The sequence below is a fragment of the Bacteroidota bacterium genome (assembly GCA_026391695.1).
Lineage (GTDB): Bacteria > Bacteroidota > Bacteroidia > Bacteroidales > JAGONC01 > JAPLDP01.
The window spans coordinates 34,116-54,395 of sequence record JAPLDP010000040.1 but is presented as its reverse complement, the minus strand read 5'-3'; the positions used below and the strand labels follow the sequence as shown (position 1 = coordinate 54,395).

Below are 20,280 nucleotides of genomic sequence, written 5' to 3'. Positions count from 1 at the left end.
GTTATTTTGAAAAAAATCCGGCAGCATGCTCTTGTGGGCATGCTGATCTTTTTTAGTATTTTTTTGTCAGGGAAGGCCCTTGCACAAATCAGCCAGTTCAACACAACGGATCTTCGGTTGATTTATCTTGGCAAAGGGTATTATTACATGGTGCCCCACATGGCCAGATGTTATGAAAATGCCATGCATTTCCACGAAGATTTCTGGCATTATACGCCTTCGGAGGAAGTTACTATTTTACTGAATGATTTCGCCGATATCGGTAATGGAGGAACCCTTGTCATTCCCTGGAATATGATTACCCTTGGCATTGCACCCTTTAGTTTTGCTTATAATATCGTGCCTTCCAATGAGCGGTTCCAGTGGCTGATGAACCATGAACTTGCACACACGGTGATGTGCGATAAAGCAGCAGGAGGTGATGTTACGTGGAGAAAAATTTTCGGGGGAAAGGTTATGTCGGACAACTCCAATCCCATGTCAATGTTATATAGCTATCTGACCACACCACGGTGGTATTCGCCCCGCTGGTACCATGAGGGTATAGCCGTTTTCATGGAGACATGGATGTCAGGCGGATTGGGTCGTGTTCTGGGAGGATATGATGAGATGGTTTTCCGCACAATGGTGTATGACAGCAGTTACTTTTATAACGTCGTAGGACTTGAAACAGAAGGGTCGACCATTGATTTCCAGGTCGGCGCAAACGCCTATCTCTATGGAACACGTTTTGTCAGCTACCTTGCCTATACTTATGGTGTCGGCAAATTACGCGATTTCTATTCCCGGAGCGACAGTAGTAAACGATTCTATGCCGGCCAGTTCAAAAAAGTATATGGAATTGACGTCAGGGATGAATGGGATAAATGGATAAAATGGGAACATGAATTCCAGACACAAAACTTAAAAACAATCAGGGAATTTCCAGTTACTCCCGTTATGGAAGTGACAGATAAACCGCTGGGCTCTGTCTCCAATGCCTTTATTGATATGGGAAGAAGAAAGATTTATGCTGCTGTCAATTATCCGGGCAAGGCTGCTCATATCGCATCCATCGACCTTGACAATGGATCGATGGAAAAAATAGCAGATGTGCCCAGCCCGGTACTTTATTATGTCACTGCCCTCACTTATGATGACTCCAGCAAGACCCTTTTCATGTCAGTTCATAATAACGACTGGCGCGGGCTACAATCCATTGATATAAACACGGGTAAATCAATGAACCTCATCAAGATAACCAGGGCCGGTGATTTTGCCTTCAATAAAAAAGATAAATCAGTATGGGCTATTCAACATATGAATGCACGGGTTACCCTCATCCAGATCCCGCCGCCCTACGATAAAATGAACGATATTTATACAATTCAGTTTGGCCGGAGTTTTTTTGACATTGCTATTTCAAATAACGGTGAGTATTTATCAGGAATTATGTCAGATATTCAAGGGAGCCAACAACTGGTCCTTTTCAGGATAAATGACTTACTCCAGGGTAAAACTAACTATGAAAAAATATATGAGTTTGAAGAGAATGTGATGTCGAATTTTGTTTTTTCGGAAGATGATCAATATCTTATTGGATCATCATACTTTACTGGCGTTTCCAATATATATCGCATAAACATTCAGACCAGGGAAGCGGAACTCCTGACAAACAATGAGACAGGTTTTTTTCGTCCTGTTCCATTCGGGAAGGATTCCTTACTTGTTTTCCAGTTTCATCAGAATGGCTTGCAGCCGTGTAAGATAAAAATTGAACCTATAGAGGATGCAAATTCCATCACCTACCTGGGTCAAATGGTATATGAGAAGAATCCTGTCGTCGAGGAGTGGATGTTGAAACCGCCTTCATCGGTTAACGTGGACTCACTTAAGACATTTGAAGGTAAATATAATGCCTTTACCGGGCTGCGTTTTGCAACCGCATACCCTGTCATTGAGGGTTACAAAGACCTGTTTGCCTATGGGTACAGGTTGAATTTTATGGATCCCGTCGGATTGCATAATTTAAAACTTACGGCAACCTATACGCCTTATGGTTTCCTGCCCGAGAAAGAACGGTTCCACTTGTATCTCGATTACCATTATTGGGGGTGGCAATTTACTGCAGGTTGGAATAAAACCAACTTTTATGACCTCTTTGGACCCACTAAAGTCAGCCGGGCAGGTTATGTCTTCACATTGAAATACCAGAAAATATTAAAGAGGTTTAAACCCCAGATGCTTGATTTCTTCGTTCGTGTCGGAGCCTATGGCGGATTGGAAAGATTACCGGGATACCAGAACATAAAAGCGCCTTACACCGAGCTTTATACGGGAACAGCCAATCTCCATTACAGCAATCTGAGAAAGTCGCTTGGCGCAATTGAACCTGAGAAAGGATTTGAATGGAATTTTTATGTAAACAATTACCTGGCAAGCGGTAATCTTTATCCAAGCCTCATTTCCAACCAGGATTTTGGATTTCTAATGCCGGTTCGTAATACATCGCTCTGGCTCAGGACATCCCTTGGTCATTCCTTCGGTGAACGCAGGAATGAATTATCCAATTTTTATTTCGGTGGTTTCAGAAACAATTGGGTCGACTACCAGCAACCTCAGCGCTATAGGGAGTTTGAGAGCTTCCCGGGAGTTGAAATTGACCAGATCTCCGCAATGAACTATGGTAAGTTGCTGACGGAATTGAATTTTAATCCTATCCGGTTCCACAAGCTGGGTTTCCTGAGCTTTTACTCAACCTATGCACGTTTTTCGGTCTTCGGAATGGGCTTACTTGCCGATATTACTGATGATACTTTTAGAAGAGAGGTATATAATGCCGGCGCTCAGGTCGATTTTGAACTGGTTTTGTTCTCACTTATTAAATCGACATTGTCATTCGGTTATGCCAGGGCATTTCAGGATGGTTACTCACCGTCCGGTCAATGGATGGTATCGCTGAAGCTGCTTTAAAAAACCCATTCATCATGCAGGTTCTGGTCGCTCTTTTGCCGGTTATTATATTTCTTATCGTGCTTGTCCTGCTTGACAGTTTTAAACTGGTCAAAACCAAGTTGTTGATCGTATGTATTGCCTGGGGTATAAGCAGTTCGATACTTTCGTATTTTGCAAACACAGGCTTTCTGGAGTCAATTCCAATGGATCCTGATCGTTTACCTGCATTTCTTTCAAAATATATATCACCATTTGTTGAGGAAACTTTAAAAATGCTTCTTCTGATTATTTTAATTAAAAGGGGCAAGATTGGCTTCATGATCGACGGTGCGATTTATGGTTTTGCGATCGGTTGTGGTTTTGCCATACTCGAGAATATCTATTATCTCTATTCAATACATAATAATAATATCCTTTTATGGGTAGTGCGTGGTTTTGGCACAGCAATTATGCACGGGGGAGCAACATCTGTCATTGCTATCATTATCATGAATGCCTTCGACAAGCAGAAACACCTCTTGGTTCCCCTATTAGGGGGATGGATCGTTGCGGTAATCATTCATTCTTTTTATAATCATTTTTTATTTCCCCCGCTGGTGATGATGGTAGTTATATTGATGGTCGTTTCGTTCACAGAGATCACTATTTTCCGTCTCAGTGAAGGGTCACTCAGGAAGTGGCTTGAACTTGAATTTGATAGTGAGGTGAAACTTCTGGCTTTGATCCGTAAAGGAAAATTTTCAATGACCAAATCGGGAGAATACCTCATTTCAATAAAAAACCGGTTCTCACAGATGGTGGTCGTCGATATGCTGGCTTATATCTCTCTATACCTTGAATTATCAATTAAAGCCAAAGGAAATCTGATGCTTCATGAAGCCGGTCTTCCGGTTAAAGCTGATCCGGACATAAAAACGAAATTAAATGAGATTAATTCTCTCGAGAAAAATATTGGTAAAACGGGCCTTATAGCTATTTCTCCGGTTCTCAGAACATCAAGGAAGGATTTGTGGAAATGGTCCATGTTAAAATGATTTCGTAAAAACGAAATAATAGATACCTATTTTTGCAATAAAAATATCCTCATTATGACAACAGCTTATCGTATTATTTGTTGTGTGTTACTTTTCTGTATGCTGACAACATGCACAAAAAAAACCGATCCTAAAGAGCAAATGGTTAAATTCCTTGAAAGCCACAATGAACATAACATTGACCGTACCATGGATTATTATACTGATGATGCAATTTTCGTTGTTCAGGGGCAGCCACCACTTAAGGGGAAATCAGCAATCCATCGTGTTGAGGTATGGGATTCAGCCATTGACAGCCGTTTGCAGGTACAGGATATCCAGGTCAGAGGTGATACGGTCATAATCGGTAAGATCATTGAGCGGAACCGGTGGTTTATAGCTGCCGGCATACCTGAGGTGGAATATAAGCCCGGTACATTTGTGGTTTTTGGCGGTAAAAAGATAAAAGAATTTCGCCCTGCACAACTCACTGACAGGAGTGCTCAGGAAATATCCGCTATGTTCCAGTCGTTTATGACATGGGCTAAAAAAGAAAGACAAGATGAACTGGCTCAGATAATGGCGGATAAGTCATTCAATTATAATCCCTCCAAGGCGGAAGATTGGATAAACCTTATAAGCGATTGGCGGCAGAATGCAAAATAATTATATCACTCTGGCTTTATTTTTTTAGATTCCCTGCCAAATAAAGCGCAGCTCCCATCATTGCGGCATCTTTCAGCAGCATGGTCGTCGATAATTGATCACCATCCAGGACTTTGGGTAGATGCAAAACCAGAATAAATATGAATAGGAGTAAGGCCAGAAGAAGCGAGGCGAGCTGGGCTTTGAAATTGATTATGATGCTGACACCGGCCAGTATCATTCCTGCTCCGGCAACATACACCAATATTGTAGCCACCGGCCATTCAGGCAATATGTACTCTGCCATTGCCTGACCTTTCATGAAATGAAAGAGGCCAAAAATGATGAAAACTCCGGCGAAAATGAACCTTCCAAGATGTGAGATTAATTTCATAGCATTTTTTTTAAGTGATAAAGAAATTGATAAGCCTCACCCCCCGTCCCCCTCTCCTCCAGGAGAGGGGGTGAAGGAGGTGAGGTGGTATATATTCTAAAAATACACAATTTATGTGACATTAACACAGGATGATGTGATTTTGTTCAAACATCTTTATGCTATAAATCATCATTTGATTTTAATCAGTTTCCCACTGGCGACTCTGTCGCCTGACTGGAGGCGGTAAAAACAAACTGTATCGGGAAGGGTACCGGCCTGCACCTGAAGAGTGATCATGTGGCCGCTTTGGATAACCCGTGGCTCAACAGGTACCATTTTCCCCAAGCTGTCAAAAATATTGAGCTGCCAGGTATCATCAGGCAACCCTTCAAATTCCAGGGCACAACTGCCGGAAAATGGATTGGGCGTGACAGTCACAGAAAGTGGTCTGTTCAGGTTTTCGTGGGGTAGTCCCGACCACCCTTTTGGATAGAAAAAGATAATTATATCGTCGATTGTAGCTCTCCACAATCCCCAGCTATGACCTTCCGGAAGCTCTTTCCATGTGAGAAGATAGTTTTCACCAAGAAGAAAATCCCTGAAGTTCCGCATATTTTCAAAGAGGCTTTCATACGATCCCCAAATTGCAGCCCATCTGACATTGACTTTAAGACCCTGGGTGATCGCGTTATAGGCTTCATAGTTGTTTGGCCAGAATGCACCCGAGTGAAGGCCGCAGTTTCCGAAGATGTCGGGATGATAATAGCTGATGAGAGCAGAAATATTTCCTCCGTAGGAGTCACCGATGACTGCCCTGCCGCCGGGAGATGCCATCGTGTTGTAATGCTCATCGATGTAAGGAACAAGCTCTTCCGTGAAAAACATCCGGTATTGGTTCCTCTTATTACCGGCATATTCCTCATTCCGGTTATAGGGCCTGACGAATACGCCGATTATTTTGTCAATATAATTTCCTTCTATCAGGTTGTCGATGACAGTATTTGCGCTACCCAGACTGATGTACTCGAATCCATCCTGGAAATATACTGCCGGATAGCCACCAGTAGCCAAAGGATCGTAACCAAATGGCAGATAGATGATGATCTGGTAATTATATCCGGTGTGGGAGCTGAGAAAGGCAATTGTGTCGAGGGTGCCATGATTAATGCCGGGATTAAGATTAATTTCCCAAGGTTGAATATAGCCGGGCATGGCGAGTTCCGAGTTGGGCCCATAACCACCCCATATCTCATGCGGATTAAGAGGATCAAGAATCCATGTGTTGCCGTCGATGATAAACTTATAGTCGAGCCGTGCATTCATTTCAAAGTATTTCGACAGGTACCAGAAGTCGGTGCCTTCAAGAAGCGTCATTGGATCGTCCTGGGAAGTCCATCCGTTGAAATCTCCGGGAACCTGCACAAAGCCGGCAGAGCCGCGGTATATAAAATTGACTGTGTCGGCCTGGATATAAGGAATACCCATGGGTGTAATAATGGTCATAAAGCTGTCGACAGCAGCCATTTTCAGAGTGGTGTCGGTAATGGCATTAACCTGGTTGATGAATGACCGGAAGTCCTGTGCATGAGCAAGATGAAGGAAGGTTGTAACAGAAAGGAGTATCAGGAGTTTTTTCATTATTTTATGATTATACGCAAAATTAAGATAAACAATGATCATTGATGTTTGATCCCTGATCAATGATAATTGAAAAAAAATATTGACCTGAATTATATTTATTTAATTTGATTATTATGAGTAAATTAGCAGGAGAAAAAGAAAAAGCCCTACGGAAGTACGCAGGGCTAAGAAATCTCTTCGGCTTATAGCCTTATTGTGAAGAGTCTTTCAGATTGTGTTACAAAAATACACAATAATGTTATAAAAAGTATCAAGTAATCTTTTTTTTATGAAAAAATTAGGTTTGGATCTTGGCAGTAACTCAATTGGTTGGGCTATTCGAACGGATAGCTTGCCAGGAAATCAGTTTGAGCATTATGGAGTAGTAGTTTTTGAAAAAGGAGTTGGAGAAGGTAAGTCGGGTGAATTTTCATATGCTGCTGAACGAACAAAGAATCGTTCTTTACGTAGGTTATATCAAGTACGAAAGTATCGACTATGGAAAACTTTAGAAATTTTAATTAAATATGGGTATTGTCCGTTATCAATGAACAATCTAAACAGATGGCGAAATTATAATAAGGAATTAGCACTTCAGGGTGATGGAGGCAGAGCCTATCCAGTCACAGATAGTGCTTTTAACAAATGGATAGAACTTGATTTTAACGGTGATGGAATTTCTGATTATAAAAGTCCCTATCAATTAAGGAAAGAACTTGTTAATATAAAATTGGATTTAAATATTTCGATCGAGCGATATAAGATCGGTAGGGCATTACATCATATTGCTCAGCGGCGTGGATTTAAGAGTAGCCGTAAGACGGGGGATAAGGAAAATACTGCAGTTTATCGTGGAAGTCGAGAATCAGGAGCAAGAGGAGTGAATGAAATCGGAGAAGCTATAAAAAGTTATAAAACGCTCGGAGCAGCGCTTGCTTTTAGGGAATCCCAAGATGAACGAATTAGAAATCAATATACTCTTCGTAGACATTATGAAGAAGAAGTACTAAGGATTTTTGAAGTACAGGAAATTGATTCGAGCTTTAAACAAGAAATTATTAAGGCTATTTTCTTACAGCGACCGTTACGTTCGCAAAAAGGTCTTATCGGCAAATGTACTCTTGAATCGTCAAAACATCGTTGTCCTGTTAGCCATCCTTTATTTGAAGAATTCCGGGCTTTGACCTTTATAAATAATATTAAGTATGAAAATCCTAATGGAGATTGGGAAAGTTTATCTATTGAGCATAAACAACTTATTTATAATGAATCGTTTTTTAAACCATCTAAGCCGACTTTTTCATTTTCTGAGATATCCCAATTATTAGTAAAAAAGGGATTAAAAAGTTTTCAATTTAATTATAAACCCCAAACAACTGTTGCTGGATGCCCAGTTTCTGCCCGTTTAAAAAAAATTTTTGGGGATAATTGGAATAATGAAAACTTTAAAATTTTAAGAAAAGAAATACGTAAATCAGGTAAGACAGAAAAGACTTTTTATAACTCCCAGGATATTTGGCATATTCTGTTTTCATTTGATGATGAAGAAATACTTTTAAAATTTGCGAAAGAGAAGCTTAATCTTTCAGATGAAAAAGCAGAAGAATTTAAAAGAATATGGAAAAATCTGCCGAATGGATATGCTGCATTAAGTCTGAATGCAATAAATAAAATTTTACCATTTTTAAGAGATGGAATGATCTATTCCGAAGCGGTCTTATTGGCTAACATGCCTCAGGTTTTAGGGGAAAAACTATGGAATGACAATAAACAGTCGCTAAAGGACTCAATTAATTCTCTTATTGTAAAAAATCGTAAAGAAAAACAGGTATTGAATATCGTAAACAGTTTAATATCTCAGTATAAGGCATTTACTTATGAAGAAAGACAAGGTTGGAAGGACAGTCACTATATATTAACCGAAGATGATAAACATACCGTTGTTCAAACCATTAAAGAAACCTTCGGAATAAAATATTGGGAAAAAGTGGATATAAGCGAAAAATCTAAAACTATTGAATTGGTCACAGAACTTTATCAAAAGTTTTTTAGCTCCGGTTTTGATGTAAGTATTATCAATGATAAAAAATATTTAGTAGTTAATATCGAAACCTCAATTTATTTGATGGATGCGGATAACCGTTTTTACAGAATTCCTTCCTTACTTGATACAATCCGTCAATTCTTAAGTGATTATTTTGAAATCCCGGAGGGCAAGCTTAATCTCTTATATCATCCCTCACAAATAGAAATATATCCACCTGTAAAACGAAGTGATGAGGATTATAAATTGTATCTCGGAAGTCCAAAAACAGGAGCTTTTAAAAATCCAATGGCTATGCGCACACTTCATGAGTTACGCAAAATGATAAATTATCTGATAAAAACCGGGAAGATTGATGAAGATACCCAAGTTACGGTAGAACTGGCACGTGATTTAAATGATTCAAACCAAAGATGGGCCATTAAATCTTACCAGAAAAACAGAGAGGATGAGAATCAGGAATTTGCCAAAGCAATTCTTGAGCTACAAAAAGAGAAGTACCCTGGTATTAATCCGGGAAATCCTGATGATATTGATAAATTCCGCTTATGGTATGAGCAACTGCCTGACCATGAAGAAGTAATTAAACAGGTAAAAGCGTTAAAAGACGATATTCAGAAATATCGTCTCTGGAAAGAACAAGGTTGTCAATGTATTTATACTGGAAGAATCATTCATTTGTCAGATTTATTTGATGAAAATGTTGTTGATTTTGAGCATACAATTCCGCGTAGTATTTCGTTCGATAATTCATTAGCAAATCTGACAGTATGTTATGCAAGCTACAATAGAGATATTAAAAAGAAACGAATTCCAACTGAGTTGGAGAACTATGAGCATGATGCGTTTGGGTACACCCCAATTAAACCACGTCTTGATGCATGGCAGAAAAAAGTCAATGAACTTTTTACTCAAGTTGAATCTTGGAAAACGAAATCCAGATCTGCTCCGGATAAAAAGTCAAAAGATGACTATATCAGAAAAAAACATTTACGCCAATATGAATTGGATTATTGGATGAATAAATTGAGCAGATTTACTATGACGGAAATTACGAGTGGTTTTAAAAATAGTCAGTTGGTCGATACACGAATAATATCTAAATATGCTTTTCATTATCTGAAAACAGTATTCAATAATGTTGAAGTACAAAAGGGAAGTGTGACGGCTGATTTTCGAAAAATATTCGGCATTCAGGAGAAAGAAGAGAAAAAATCAAGAGCAAAGCATAGTCACCATGCTATTGATGCGGCGGTACTGACTCTTATACCTTCTTTTGCTAAAAGGGACAGTATTTTAAAAAAATCATTTGAATTAGAAGAAACGACACATAAGCAATTTCATGATGTGCCCTATCCATCCTTCAATATAAATCATATAAAACAGATTGAGGATAATATATTAGTCTCTCATGTCAAAAAAGATCAAGCTTTGACACCAGGAAAAAAAATTATCCGTAAACGTGGAAGAATTGAATATCTGCGTGATAAAAACGGCAAGTTATTATTAGATACAAATGGAAAAAAACAACCTAAAATTGCTCAGGGCGATTGTATTAGAGGTCAATTACATCTTGATACTTTCTATGGCAAGATCAAAGCTGTTCAGCGGGATTCTGTGGGCAAACCGTTAAAAGATGAAAATAATAACTGGATTTATGAAGAAAAGAACGATGGCTTTAAGTTTGTCATTCGGAAGCAAGTGTCGTTAATTAATAATTTAGACGAGATAGTTGATCCAGAACTTAGAAAAATTATTGAAATACAATTAAATGGTCGATCTTTAAAAGCTGCTTTTGCTGAAGGTGTCTATATGTTGAATAGAGAAGGGAATCCAGTTGGTAATAAAATAAGGCATATTAGATGTTGGGCAAAGGTTGCAGAACCCTTGCAAATTAAAAAGCAAACATATAATTCGAAGAAAGAATATAAAAACTCGTACTGGGCTGCTAATTCAACAAATTACTTATATGCATTGTACAAAGATGAAACTGGGGAAAAAGGATTCCGTCCACTTAATTTGTTTCAAGCAACAGAGATATTAAAGACTAACCAAATTACCAGAAAAGAAGACTTTTTTGAACCAGCTATTATTTTAAGTAAAAGTAAAACAATAGCAAGGCTTTATGCTGTATTAGCTGTTGGTCAAAAGGTTCTATTTTATCAAAATAATAGATCTGAACTATATGAACTTTCTAAAAGCGAGTTGTCTAAAAGGTTGTATTATTTGAAGAACCTCTTTGATGCCAATACCGGGACATTACAGTTTCAATATCACTTGGAGGCAAGGTCAGATCAGCAGTTATCCGAAGCTTTCCCGAAAGAAAGATATGGACAAAGAGGAAAATATGGATTTTCAAATATCAGTTTTGATTCTCCCTGGCCAAGATTATTATTAAGTCCAGTAAGTCTTAACTTTTTAATTGAAGATAAAGACTTTAAAATCTTGCCGGACAGTGAAATTGTTTTTACAAGAAATAATTTATTGTGATTATGATATATTTATTGAAAGAACATGCCAGGTAAAAAATCATATAGGAAATTACTTACAAGGGACAATGTTAATGAACCTGAATTACATTACCCGGAGTATCCCGATCCGTCAGATAATAAAGTAACAATTTCCTCTTTTAATGAGCAAGAAGAGGCAAATTACCGGTACTGGCTGAACCTGACACCCGAACAACGGTTTGAATTACATTATAAACTTATCACCCAATTTTATGCTGATGTCATTGGAAAAACTAAAATACCGCACGACTTCACTTTAACTATTGAAAATGATATTACTTCTTGATATCCATAGAAATATAATAACTGACATGCTAAGGAATGATGTCGGTTTTATTATTATCGGAGGTTATGCAGTGATTTACCACGGTTATATCCGTACCACAGGTGATATGGATATCTGGTTGAAACCTGATAATTCCAATAAGCAAAAATTCATCACAGTTCTGGAAAACATTGGTATATCGAAAGAATCTATAAAAATAGTAAATGATCTGGATTTCGCTAACACTGTCGCATTCCATTTTGGTGATCCACCCGGGAAAATGGATTTTATTTCAAACATAAGAGGATTGAATTTTGAGGAAGCCTATCAACAGGTTGAATATTTACACTTGGAGGAATACGAAATTCCTGTACTATGTTTGAACGACTTGATACTGAGTAAAATGATGACTGACCGTATGAAAGATAAGGCGGATATTGAAGAACTTCAGAAAATCCACAGGTTAAAAAAATCTAATGATTAAGCGAACGCTTTATTTTGGTAATCCCGCTTATCTCAGCAAAACTAACAAGCAGTTAGTGGTGAGGCTACCTGCTGTCGAAAAGAATGATACTTTACCAGAATCGTTCAAAAAAGAGGCAGCAGCCACTATTCCGATTGAAGATATCGGTGTAGTAATTCTGGATAATCAGCAAATTATTATTACTCACGCACTTGTCGCAGCGTTACTCGAAAATAATGTTGCGTTGATAACCTGCAATGATACTCATCATCCAACCGGCCTGATGCTGCCACTTGATGTGCATAATATTCAACATGAACGCTTCACAATCCAAATTAATGCGACAATTCCTCAAAAAAAACAATTCTGGCAGCAAACAGTGATTGCTAAAATTATTAATCAGGCGTTACTATTGGAATATTTCGGCAAGGAATACTTGAGATTGAAGAAACTATCTGAAAGTGTAAAATCTGGAGACACTGAAAATTGTGAGGCAAAAGCTGCTCTTTATTACTGGGCTCACATATTTCCTAACAGTCTTCATTTCAGTAGAAACAGGGAAGGCGACCCGCCAAATAACCTGTTGAATTATGGTTATGCCATTCTCCGGGCAATGATGGCAAGGTGCCTTATTGGTTCCGGCCTATTACCCACATTTGGGATTCATCATTCAAATAAATACAATGCCTACTGCTTGGCCGATGATATTATGGAACCATACCGGCCATATATGGATCGTATCGTGCTACAGATTGTTCAAAGCGGGGTAAATATCGAAGAAATGACAACCGACATCAAGAAAGAACTTTTATCGGTTACTTCAATCGATATTATTATTGATAGTGAACAAAGCCCCCTCATGGTTGGCATGCAACGAACAACAGCTTCACTGGCAAAGTGTTTTGAAGGGACAAGCCGGAAAATAGTGTATCCAATTTTGGAATAAAACCTATTGACAATGAACAGTGATCAATGAACAATGATCAATAAATGGTTACATTCATTTACCTGATCATTGTTCCTTGATCCTTGATCCTTGATAATTGACCACCGATGTCATTTGACCGTTTAAACGAATACCGTATTTTGTGGGTACTTGTGTTTTTCGATCTGCCCGTAGTAGCCAGAAAAGACAGGAAAATTGCGACAAAATTCCGGAAAGAAATCATGGCTGACGGATTTGTTATGTTCCAGTTTTCAATCTATGTCAGGCATTGTCCCAGTCGGGAAAATGCCGATGTGCATATTAAACGTGTAAAAAGTATTCTGCCACCCAAGGGGCATGTCGGAATACTTTCAATAACCGATAAACAATTCGGGATGATGGAGATTTTTTATGGCCGGACGCCGGCGCCAGCTCAACAGGTACCACAGCAACTCGAACTTTTTTAGTCAATCAGCAATGATTAATGAGCAATGATCAATAAATGGTTAGGTTCATTAGTATTGATCATTGATCCCTGATCATTGATCATTGAAAACGATAATCCATCAGAAATAAAAAAGTCTCCCAATTAATGTAACTGAGAGACTCTTTACCTCATTTTTTGAGTCGTCAAAACACAGCTTTTCTTACATTATCAATGATATCGGAGCAATGTGCTGTGTTTCCTATATCAAAGATACAATCTGAAAGCAATTCACAACTGCATTAAATTTGAGGCGTTTTCATACTGCGCTGTGTTTCCTATATCAAAGATACAATCTGAAAGCAATTCACAACAATCCCATCTCAATAGAATTTGTCTGAAAAGCTGTGTTTCCTATATCAAAGATACAATCTGAAAGCAATTCACAACTATTGTTGGATTCTGCCAAATTGTTATTTAGCTGTGTTTCCTATATCAAAGATACAATCTGAAAGCAATTCACAACACTCCCATGAGATGACTTGTTATCATTTCTGCTGTGTTTCCTATATCAAAGATACAATCTGAAAGCAATTCACAACTCATAGATTGTAATATTGCCTTTTTCATTAGCTGTGTTTCCTATATCAAAGATACAATCTGAAAGCAATTCACAACTTAAAGACCTTAGAAGAATTTGTGATAATAGCTGTGTTTCCTATATCAAAGATACAATCTGAAAGCAATTCACAACTGTTCAGCCGGCCGGGACCCGGGTGGCTACGCTGTGTTTCCTATATCAAAGATACAATCTGAAAGCAATTCACAACTCACTGCTCTTGATTATGGAACTGCCTTCAGCTGTGTTTCCTATATCAAAGATACAATCTGAAAGCAATTCACAACAAATATTGTGATCTTAGTTTTGAACATTATGCTGTGTTTCCTATATCAAAGATACAATCTGAAAGCAATTCACAACTAATATGCTATTTTATCCTCCTTCCAAGTAGCTGTGTTTCCTATATCAAAGATACAATCTGAAAGCAATTCACAACAATGGGTTTATACAATTCGTGACCGATAAAGCTGTGTTTCCTATATCAAAGATACAATCTGAAAGCAATTCACAACACAGTTCCAGAACCTGATACCAAAATAGACGCTGTGTTTCCTATATCAAAGATACAATCTGAAAGCAATTCACAACCCATTTCCACAACAAGGACAAATAGTCAGAGCTGTGTTTCCTATATCAAAGATACAATCTGAAAGCAATTCACAACACTGGCGACTTAATCAAATTCAAAAACGGAGCTGTGTTTCCTATATCAAAGATACAATCTGAAAGCAATTCACAACTTACTCGAGAATGGAGTAAACCGGGGACGAGCTGTGTTTCCTATATCAAAGATACAATCTGAAAGCAATTCACAACTTAAAGGGCAACCAATACATCCAAAATCATGCTGTGTTTTCTATGTCAAAGATACAATCTGAAAGCAATTCACAACGAAGACAATATCCCCTGTAAATTTTGGGAAGCTGTGTTTCCTATATCAAAGATACAATCTGAAAGCAATTCACAACTTTGACTTTGATCAGCAGTCGGCGTTATTCGCTGTGTTTTCTATGTCAAAGATACAATCTGAAAGCAATTCACAACCCTAATGGCAGACCTGTAAAATACATTTCCGCTGTGTTTTCTATGTCAAAGATACAATCTGAAAGCAATTCACAACTATACAGGCTATCCAGGCTGACAGGTTTTAGCTGTGTTTTCTATGTCAAAGATACAATCTGAAAGCAATTCACAACTCATATATCCTCCATAATTTCAATATCGAAGCTGTGTTTTCTATGTCAAAGATACAATCTGAAAGCAATTCACAACATAAGCATCTTGTTCAGCTTCGGCTTTTACGCTGTGTTTCCTATATCAAAGATACAATCTGAAAGCAATTCACAACGAAGACAATATCCCCTGTAAATTTTGGGAAGCTGTGTTTCCTATATCAAAGATACAATCTGAAAGCAATTCACAACAACAAGTCAGATATGGTTAAAGGCTGGCGTGCTGTGTTTCCTATATCAAAGATACAATCTGAAAGCAATTCACAACTGAAAGCTTATTATACTCAAATCAAAAAGGGCTGTGTTTCCTATATCAAAGATACAATCTGAAAGCAATTCACAACGCGTTTGTTGTCACCGTTGCGGCATTTCCTGCTGTGTTTCCTATATCAAAGATACAATCTGAAAGCAATTCACAACATAAAAACAGCATCACCAAAGACTAAATTTGCTGTGTTTCCTATATCAAAGATACAATCTGAAAGCAATTCACAACTACTGGCCTGAATATGCAATACAAAACCCAGCTGTGTTTCCTATATCAAAGATACAATCTGAAAGCAATTCACAACTATTATTATGATTTGGATGGTAAACACGAAGCTGTGTTTCCTATATCAAAGATACAATCTGAAAGCAATTCACAACGCATTTGTCGTTACTGTTGCAGCATTTCCTGCTGTGTTTCCTATATCAAAGATACAATCTGAAAGCAATTCACAACGCAACCACAGCACTCACAACCACAAAGGTAGCTGTGTTTTCTATGTCAAAGATACAATCTGAAAGCAATTCACAACGATATTGAACCATTTAGTGATAATAGGGCTAATTAAATATAAATCGGGCTTATGGGAAGAGTTTGTAAATAATCGACCGATGTAAAATTCGATAAAATATTATATTTTTTTTCGAATATCTTACACCAATCCGGTAGGCAGCTATTGTTATTCGGCCATAACCAGAATGGTGAGCTAATGGTTTAAATCCAGGAATTTCATTTACGCTTTTACAGGATTTGGCAAAATCTAAAGCGGCTTCAACTTCATCCAGAACTTCAATATTTTTAATTTTTAACATATCGTTCCAGAAGTGTTTTGATGTCTGTATGATCACTTTATTAGTTTTTTCCGGATTGCGGTAAGACGTTTTTTTGATTCCTCGTACCCAAATAATTCACTTTGTTCAGCCTTTTTAATTTCAAGTATAAGCCTTTCATCCGCCAGGCTTTCAAAATCGGCTTGTGTGATTTTATCTGTTACATCTTTGACACCTTTAAGCATTCTTACCGCTTCTTTGACTTTAGTTTTACTTGCCTTCGATTCAAGGTGTATGATCAATGTGTCCATAGCTTATTTTTTTGTAAAATTACTATAAAATAAAAAGCCGTTACTCTGTTGCATAAAGATAAGTGCAGCAGTGCAACAAAATATAGGTAATGCTTTGGCTTTTCGCCCTGTGTTTTCTATGTCAAGCATACAATCTTAAAGCAATTTATATACGGGCATTTTCCTAAATAAATCTTCCATTATCTATTTCGCTAACAATCATTTCTTTATCTTTTTACTCTGAAATTTTCTGTGAACTCGTTCATAGAGCCGGTTCATTTCTTCTTTACGTTCCTGGTTTCCAATACCAACAGGAACATCGCCACCGACAATCTTTTCGTCATTGGGAAGCTTGGCTTTTGATGGTGTGAATTTCTTTAATTGCATGATCTGAATATTGGTCAATGTTTTATTTCATAAAATTAATTATTATTTTAGCTATATCTATAACATTTATTATATTTGCAATAAGTTTTAGCTATATCTATAATGAATGTTCAAAAATATATTCCTGACGGCTTAAAAACAAGGCAGAAGTACCTCGACAAATCGTTTGCATACCTGGATAAGGAAATTATCAAGGTGTTCACCGGACAGCGTCGGGTGGGAAAGAGCTATATGCTGTTTCAGTTAGCGGATCATATCCTGCAGAAAGATCCGGACGCAAATATTCAGTATATCAACAAAGAGTTAAATGAATTCAGGGAAATCAGGAACGACCAGGACTTGCTTAACTACCTGAAGGATAAGAAAAGCTCAGGTCTCAACTACCTGATGGTAGATGAAGTGCAGGACATTGAAAATTTTGAAGATGCATTACGAAGCCTGCTTGCTGAAAAGAAATGGGATATTTGGATTACCGGCAGCAATGCATCCATGTTTTCACAGGATATTGCAGGAAAACTGAGCGGCCGGCATATTGACATCCGGATTCATAGCCTGTCCTTTGCTGAATTCCTGGATTTTCATCATCTTGAAAATTCAGATGATGCTCTTTTTAAGTATCTGAAATTTGGTGGCCTCCCTTATCTGATTAATCTTGAACTTACCGAAAACATTGTTTTTGAATATATCCGTAATATCTATTCCACGATTTTATATAAAGATATTATTCAACGGCATAATATTCGCAATTCGCGGTTCCTCGAAGACCTGGTTTTTTTTATTGCCGATAATACCGGCTCTTTATTTTCTGCCAAGAGCATCAGCGATTACCTTAAATCGCAGGGAATCCGCATTCCGCCCAACCTGGTGCTTGAATATATGAAGCATATCACTGATTCATTTCTTCTTCATTTATTGAAACGAAGTGACCTCCAGGGAAAAAAGATCTTCGAGAGCGGGGAGAAATACTATTTTAATGACTTGGGTCTCAGGCATGCTATAAGAGGTTTCTTACCGGGTGATATTAATAAAGTCATCGAAAATGCCGTTTTGCTTCATCTGAAAGCCAATGATTATGAAATATATACTGGCCTTGAAAAGAATAGGGAAGTAGATTTTATTTGTTTAAAGGATGGCGCCAGAATTTATGTGCAGGTAGCCTATCAGATCAGTGATGACACGGTATTCGAAAGAGAATTTGGCAATCTTCTGCTGATCAGGGATAATTTTCCTAAATATGTCGTGACGATGGATGCAGTAAAATGGGATAGCCATGAAGGAATTCAGCATGTGCAATTAAAAAAGTTTTTAACCCTTGAATTCTAATTTATAATGGCAATGGTCAGGATTATTTTTGAAGTAAGCTTTCCGGCATCATTTTTAAAAATGGAATACAAAGATCATAATTCAGAACATGATAGTGGCCTCCTAAGTGAACGTTTTTATAATATTTTGCCCTATGCCTCCAATAATATCTTTCGGATTGAATATACCAGGCTTTCTCCCCAAGTCTTTCAGCTAAAAACCATTTTTCCAGTAGCCTGGCTGTTCTGCCATTACCATCCATGAAAGGATGAATTTTGACAAAAATTAAATGTATCATTGAAGCAAAATATAATACCTGAAGAGTCCCAAGCTTGACATTTTCTAACTGCCCGATATCAGAGAAAAGTTTATTCATCTCAGCCTCCACAAGTTCCGGCTCAATAGCCAGATAGACCAGTTGTCCTTTCTCATTAAATACTCCGACTTTCTGACTGCGTAATTTACCTCTGTTACTTTTGATAAGAAAAGACTTTGATAATAATTCATGAGCTTTCAGTAAGCTACTGATCGTCAATAAATTTTTTCTGGCAAATTCATAAGCGACCACGAGATCTTCAATTTCCTTTAAGTCTTTTGTTTTTTTAAGATGCTTAAATTCCTGGTTCTTCCAATATGTATCCAGGTTAATCGGATTACCTTCAATGTTAGAGGAGAACACTGCAGAACTTGAAAAATAGAAATGAAAATTTTCAAGGGTGATTTTCTTTTTCTCTATCCTTTTGATGGCTTTTACCGGATCTGCTTCAAGTGTCTTTTCGTACTCTGAAAAATATAGGGTCGGTATTAATTTAAGTTTCAGTGTTTTCATACGCCTAGTGTTGATACACAAAATTACAATAAACAATGATCAATGAACAATGAACAATGATCAATGAACAATGATCAATGAACAATGATCAGTGATCAATAATTGGTTACGGTCATTTTAATACTGATCATTGATCCTTGTTCATTGGTCATTGATGTTTGATCCCTGATCATTGATCATTGTCTCCTGATCAATAAATTAAAAATGCGAAAAAAATAATATATTTGTTTAATGAATGGTATAAATTAAATAAACCAAGATCATGAAAAAGCTACTTTTTTACCTTAGTTTCATCATTGTTATCTTAATGGCTTTATCAACCGGCTGTAAAAAAGATAATGACACTCCCACAAGAAAAAATTATGCCTGGGCAGTTGGGGCACAGGACAGTACAACATATGGAATGATTCTATTCTCAAATGACGGGGGTGATACATGGACAAGACAGGGAGGAGGTTCTCAGGCTTTAAAGGGAATAGATGTAGAGGATGTCTGGGCTCTCGATGAAAATAATGTATGGGCAGTATGTTCAGAGAATGTAATTTTAAAAACAACAGATGGAGGTCAGACATGGACACGGGTCCAGGCTCAGGATATCCCGGGTAATCCGGAACTTATGTGTATATCTATTGTTGATAAAAACAATATATGGATTAGTGGAGCAAACGGAGTTGTGTATAATTCAACTGACGGTGGATATACATGGGTGCTGTATGATACCTCATTTTTTCACAAGGGATTAATGCAGGGCATTTGTGCTGTTAATTCACAGATGGTATATGTTGCAGGAGGTATAAATGCAAAGAAGGATATGATTGGTTTTATTGCCTTTACACTTGACGGGGGGACAACATGGGATTCTATTGTACTTGCTGATAATTACAATAAACATGAGTGGATAGATGTTACCAGTTCTGGCGCTGATCATATCGTGGTCTATGGATGTAAATCACATTATGCATTTACTACGGATGGAGGAGCAACCTGGAAAAATGATTCGTTAATCACAGGTGGTGTGGGAGGAGCAGACATTAACCATCTTAAGATGCTGGATGAACAAACCTGGTGGGGGGCTTTTGATTTGGATGGGATTTATATTACAAAAGATGGTGGAACTTCCTGGATTCAACAGCAAAGCGCTGGTCCCGGAAATATGTTTCTGGTTGGAATAGATAATTATGATGATCAACTTGCTTTGATAGTAGGTCAGTCGGCAGGCTGGCCACCGGAAGGGAAAATCATCAAAACTTCCAATGGTGGAAACCTTTGGGAATTAAAATACCATTGCAACTCTCCTCTTTATAAAATATCGTTTATAAAGGAATAATAAGGTAGTCTTAAAAAGTAAATCAAAAGTCGTT

16 protein-coding genes and 1 CRISPR repeat array are annotated in these 20,280 nt (G+C 37.7%); of the genes, 10 read left to right on the top strand and 6 right to left on the bottom strand.

Annotated features, from left to right (window positions below; translation table 11 throughout):
• Positions 1-6 precede the first annotated feature (6 nt).
• From NT175_06340 to NT175_06330, 3 genes are read left to right on the top strand one after another with little or no spacing between them, the layout of a single operon-like run.
• Complete coding sequence (locus NT175_06340) at positions 7-2,952, top strand: hypothetical protein (GenBank protein MCX6234331.1); 2,946 nt, start codon at positions 7-9, stop codon at positions 2,950-2,952.
• Positions 2,925-3,968 (top strand): PrsW family glutamic-type intramembrane protease, encoded by a 1,044-nt coding sequence (locus NT175_06335; protein ID MCX6234330.1) that lies wholly within the window; start codon positions 2,925-2,927, stop codon positions 3,966-3,968. Before NT175_06340 ends, NT175_06335 begins: the two co-directional genes overlap by 28 nt.
• 54 nt (positions 3,969-4,022) lie before the next feature.
• Entirely contained in the window at positions 4,023-4,613 is a 591-nt protein-coding gene (locus tag NT175_06330) for a nuclear transport factor 2 family protein (GenBank protein ID MCX6234329.1), read from the top strand.
• 16 nt (positions 4,614-4,629) lie between these two features.
• Here NT175_06330 and NT175_06325 read toward each other — a convergent pair whose 3' ends face one another.
• Complete coding sequence (locus tag NT175_06325; GenBank protein ID MCX6234328.1) at positions 4,630-4,986, bottom strand: DoxX family membrane protein; 357 nt, start codon at positions 4,984-4,986, stop codon at positions 4,630-4,632.
• A 171-nt stretch (positions 4,987-5,157) separates the two neighbouring features.
• Positions 5,158-6,606 (bottom strand): alpha/beta hydrolase-fold protein, encoded by a 1,449-nt coding sequence (locus NT175_06320; GenBank protein MCX6234327.1) that lies wholly within the window; start codon positions 6,604-6,606, stop codon positions 5,158-5,160.
• A gap of 271 nt (positions 6,607-6,877) precedes the next feature.
• Here NT175_06320 and NT175_06315 point away from each other — a divergent pair, with 271 nt between their 5' ends.
• The 5 genes from NT175_06315 to cas2 all read left to right on the top strand — a co-directional run bounded on the left by NT175_06315 (position 6,878) and on the right by cas2 (position 13,262).
• Positions 6,878-11,122 carry a hypothetical protein gene (locus NT175_06315; protein ID MCX6234326.1) on the top strand — a complete coding sequence of 1,415 codons (4,245 nt, stop codon included), beginning with the start codon at positions 6,878-6,880 and terminating at the stop codon, positions 11,120-11,122.
• A 24-nt stretch (positions 11,123-11,146) separates the two neighbouring features.
• Positions 11,147-11,428: a hypothetical protein gene (locus NT175_06310; protein MCX6234325.1), complete on the top strand. Its 282-nt coding sequence runs from the start codon at positions 11,147-11,149 to the stop codon at positions 11,426-11,428.
• The gene (locus tag NT175_06305; GenBank protein ID MCX6234324.1) at positions 11,412-11,891 is read left to right on the top strand and encodes a nucleotidyltransferase; all 480 of its coding nucleotides are present in this window, start codon (positions 11,412-11,414) and stop codon (positions 11,889-11,891) included. The genes NT175_06310 and NT175_06305 overlap by 17 nt, the downstream gene beginning before the upstream one ends.
• Positions 11,884-12,816, top strand: coding sequence for a type II CRISPR-associated endonuclease Cas1 (gene cas1 / locus NT175_06300; GenBank protein ID MCX6234323.1), 933 nt, complete (start codon positions 11,884-11,886; stop codon positions 12,814-12,816). Before NT175_06305 ends, cas1 begins: the two co-directional genes overlap by 8 nt.
• Positions 12,817-12,923: 107 nt before the next feature.
• Positions 12,924-13,262 carry a CRISPR-associated endonuclease Cas2 gene (cas2, locus tag NT175_06295; protein ID MCX6234322.1) on the top strand — a complete coding sequence of 113 codons (339 nt, stop codon included), beginning with the start codon at positions 12,924-12,926 and terminating at the stop codon, positions 13,260-13,262.
• 741 nt (positions 13,263-14,003) lie between these two features.
• Positions 14,004-15,873: direct repeats of the CRISPR family, unit length 46 nt; unit sequence GCTGTGTTTCCTATATCAAAGATACAATCTGAAAGCAATTCACAAC.
• A gap of 49 nt (positions 15,874-15,922) precedes the next feature.
• On the opposite strand, the gene NT175_06290 is transcribed toward cas2, so the two are convergent.
• The 3 genes from NT175_06290 to NT175_06280 form a co-directional block, all read right to left on the bottom strand.
• Positions 15,923-16,153, bottom strand: coding sequence for a hypothetical protein (locus tag NT175_06290; GenBank protein MCX6234321.1), 231 nt, complete (start codon positions 16,151-16,153; stop codon positions 15,923-15,925).
• Positions 16,154-16,185: 32 nt separating this feature from the next.
• Positions 16,186-16,422 (bottom strand): hypothetical protein, encoded by a 237-nt coding sequence (locus tag NT175_06285; protein MCX6234320.1) that lies wholly within the window; start codon positions 16,420-16,422, stop codon positions 16,186-16,188.
• Between the two features lie 198 nt (positions 16,423-16,620).
• A complete protein-coding gene (locus tag NT175_06280; GenBank protein ID MCX6234319.1) occupies positions 16,621-16,788 on the bottom strand; it encodes a hypothetical protein in 168 nt (55 codons plus the stop codon).
• Positions 16,789-16,890: 102 nt separating this feature from the next.
• Here NT175_06280 and NT175_06275 point away from each other — a divergent pair, with 102 nt between their 5' ends.
• On the top strand, positions 16,891-18,111 hold the full coding sequence (locus tag NT175_06275; GenBank protein MCX6234318.1) for an ATP-binding protein: 1,221 nt from the start codon (positions 16,891-16,893) through the stop codon (positions 18,109-18,111).
• Between the two features lie 22 nt (positions 18,112-18,133).
• Here the strand turns inward: NT175_06275 and NT175_06270 are convergent, their stop codons facing one another.
• Positions 18,134-18,919, bottom strand: a complete 786-nt coding sequence (locus NT175_06270; GenBank protein ID MCX6234317.1) for a Fic family protein — start codon at positions 18,917-18,919, stop codon at positions 18,134-18,136.
• A gap of 262 nt (positions 18,920-19,181) precedes the next feature.
• Here NT175_06270 and NT175_06265 point away from each other — a divergent pair, with 262 nt between their 5' ends.
• The gene (locus tag NT175_06265; protein MCX6234316.1) at positions 19,182-20,246 is read left to right on the top strand and encodes a YCF48-related protein; all 1,065 of its coding nucleotides are present in this window, start codon (positions 19,182-19,184) and stop codon (positions 20,244-20,246) included.
• Positions 20,247-20,280: the final 34 nt, after the last annotated feature.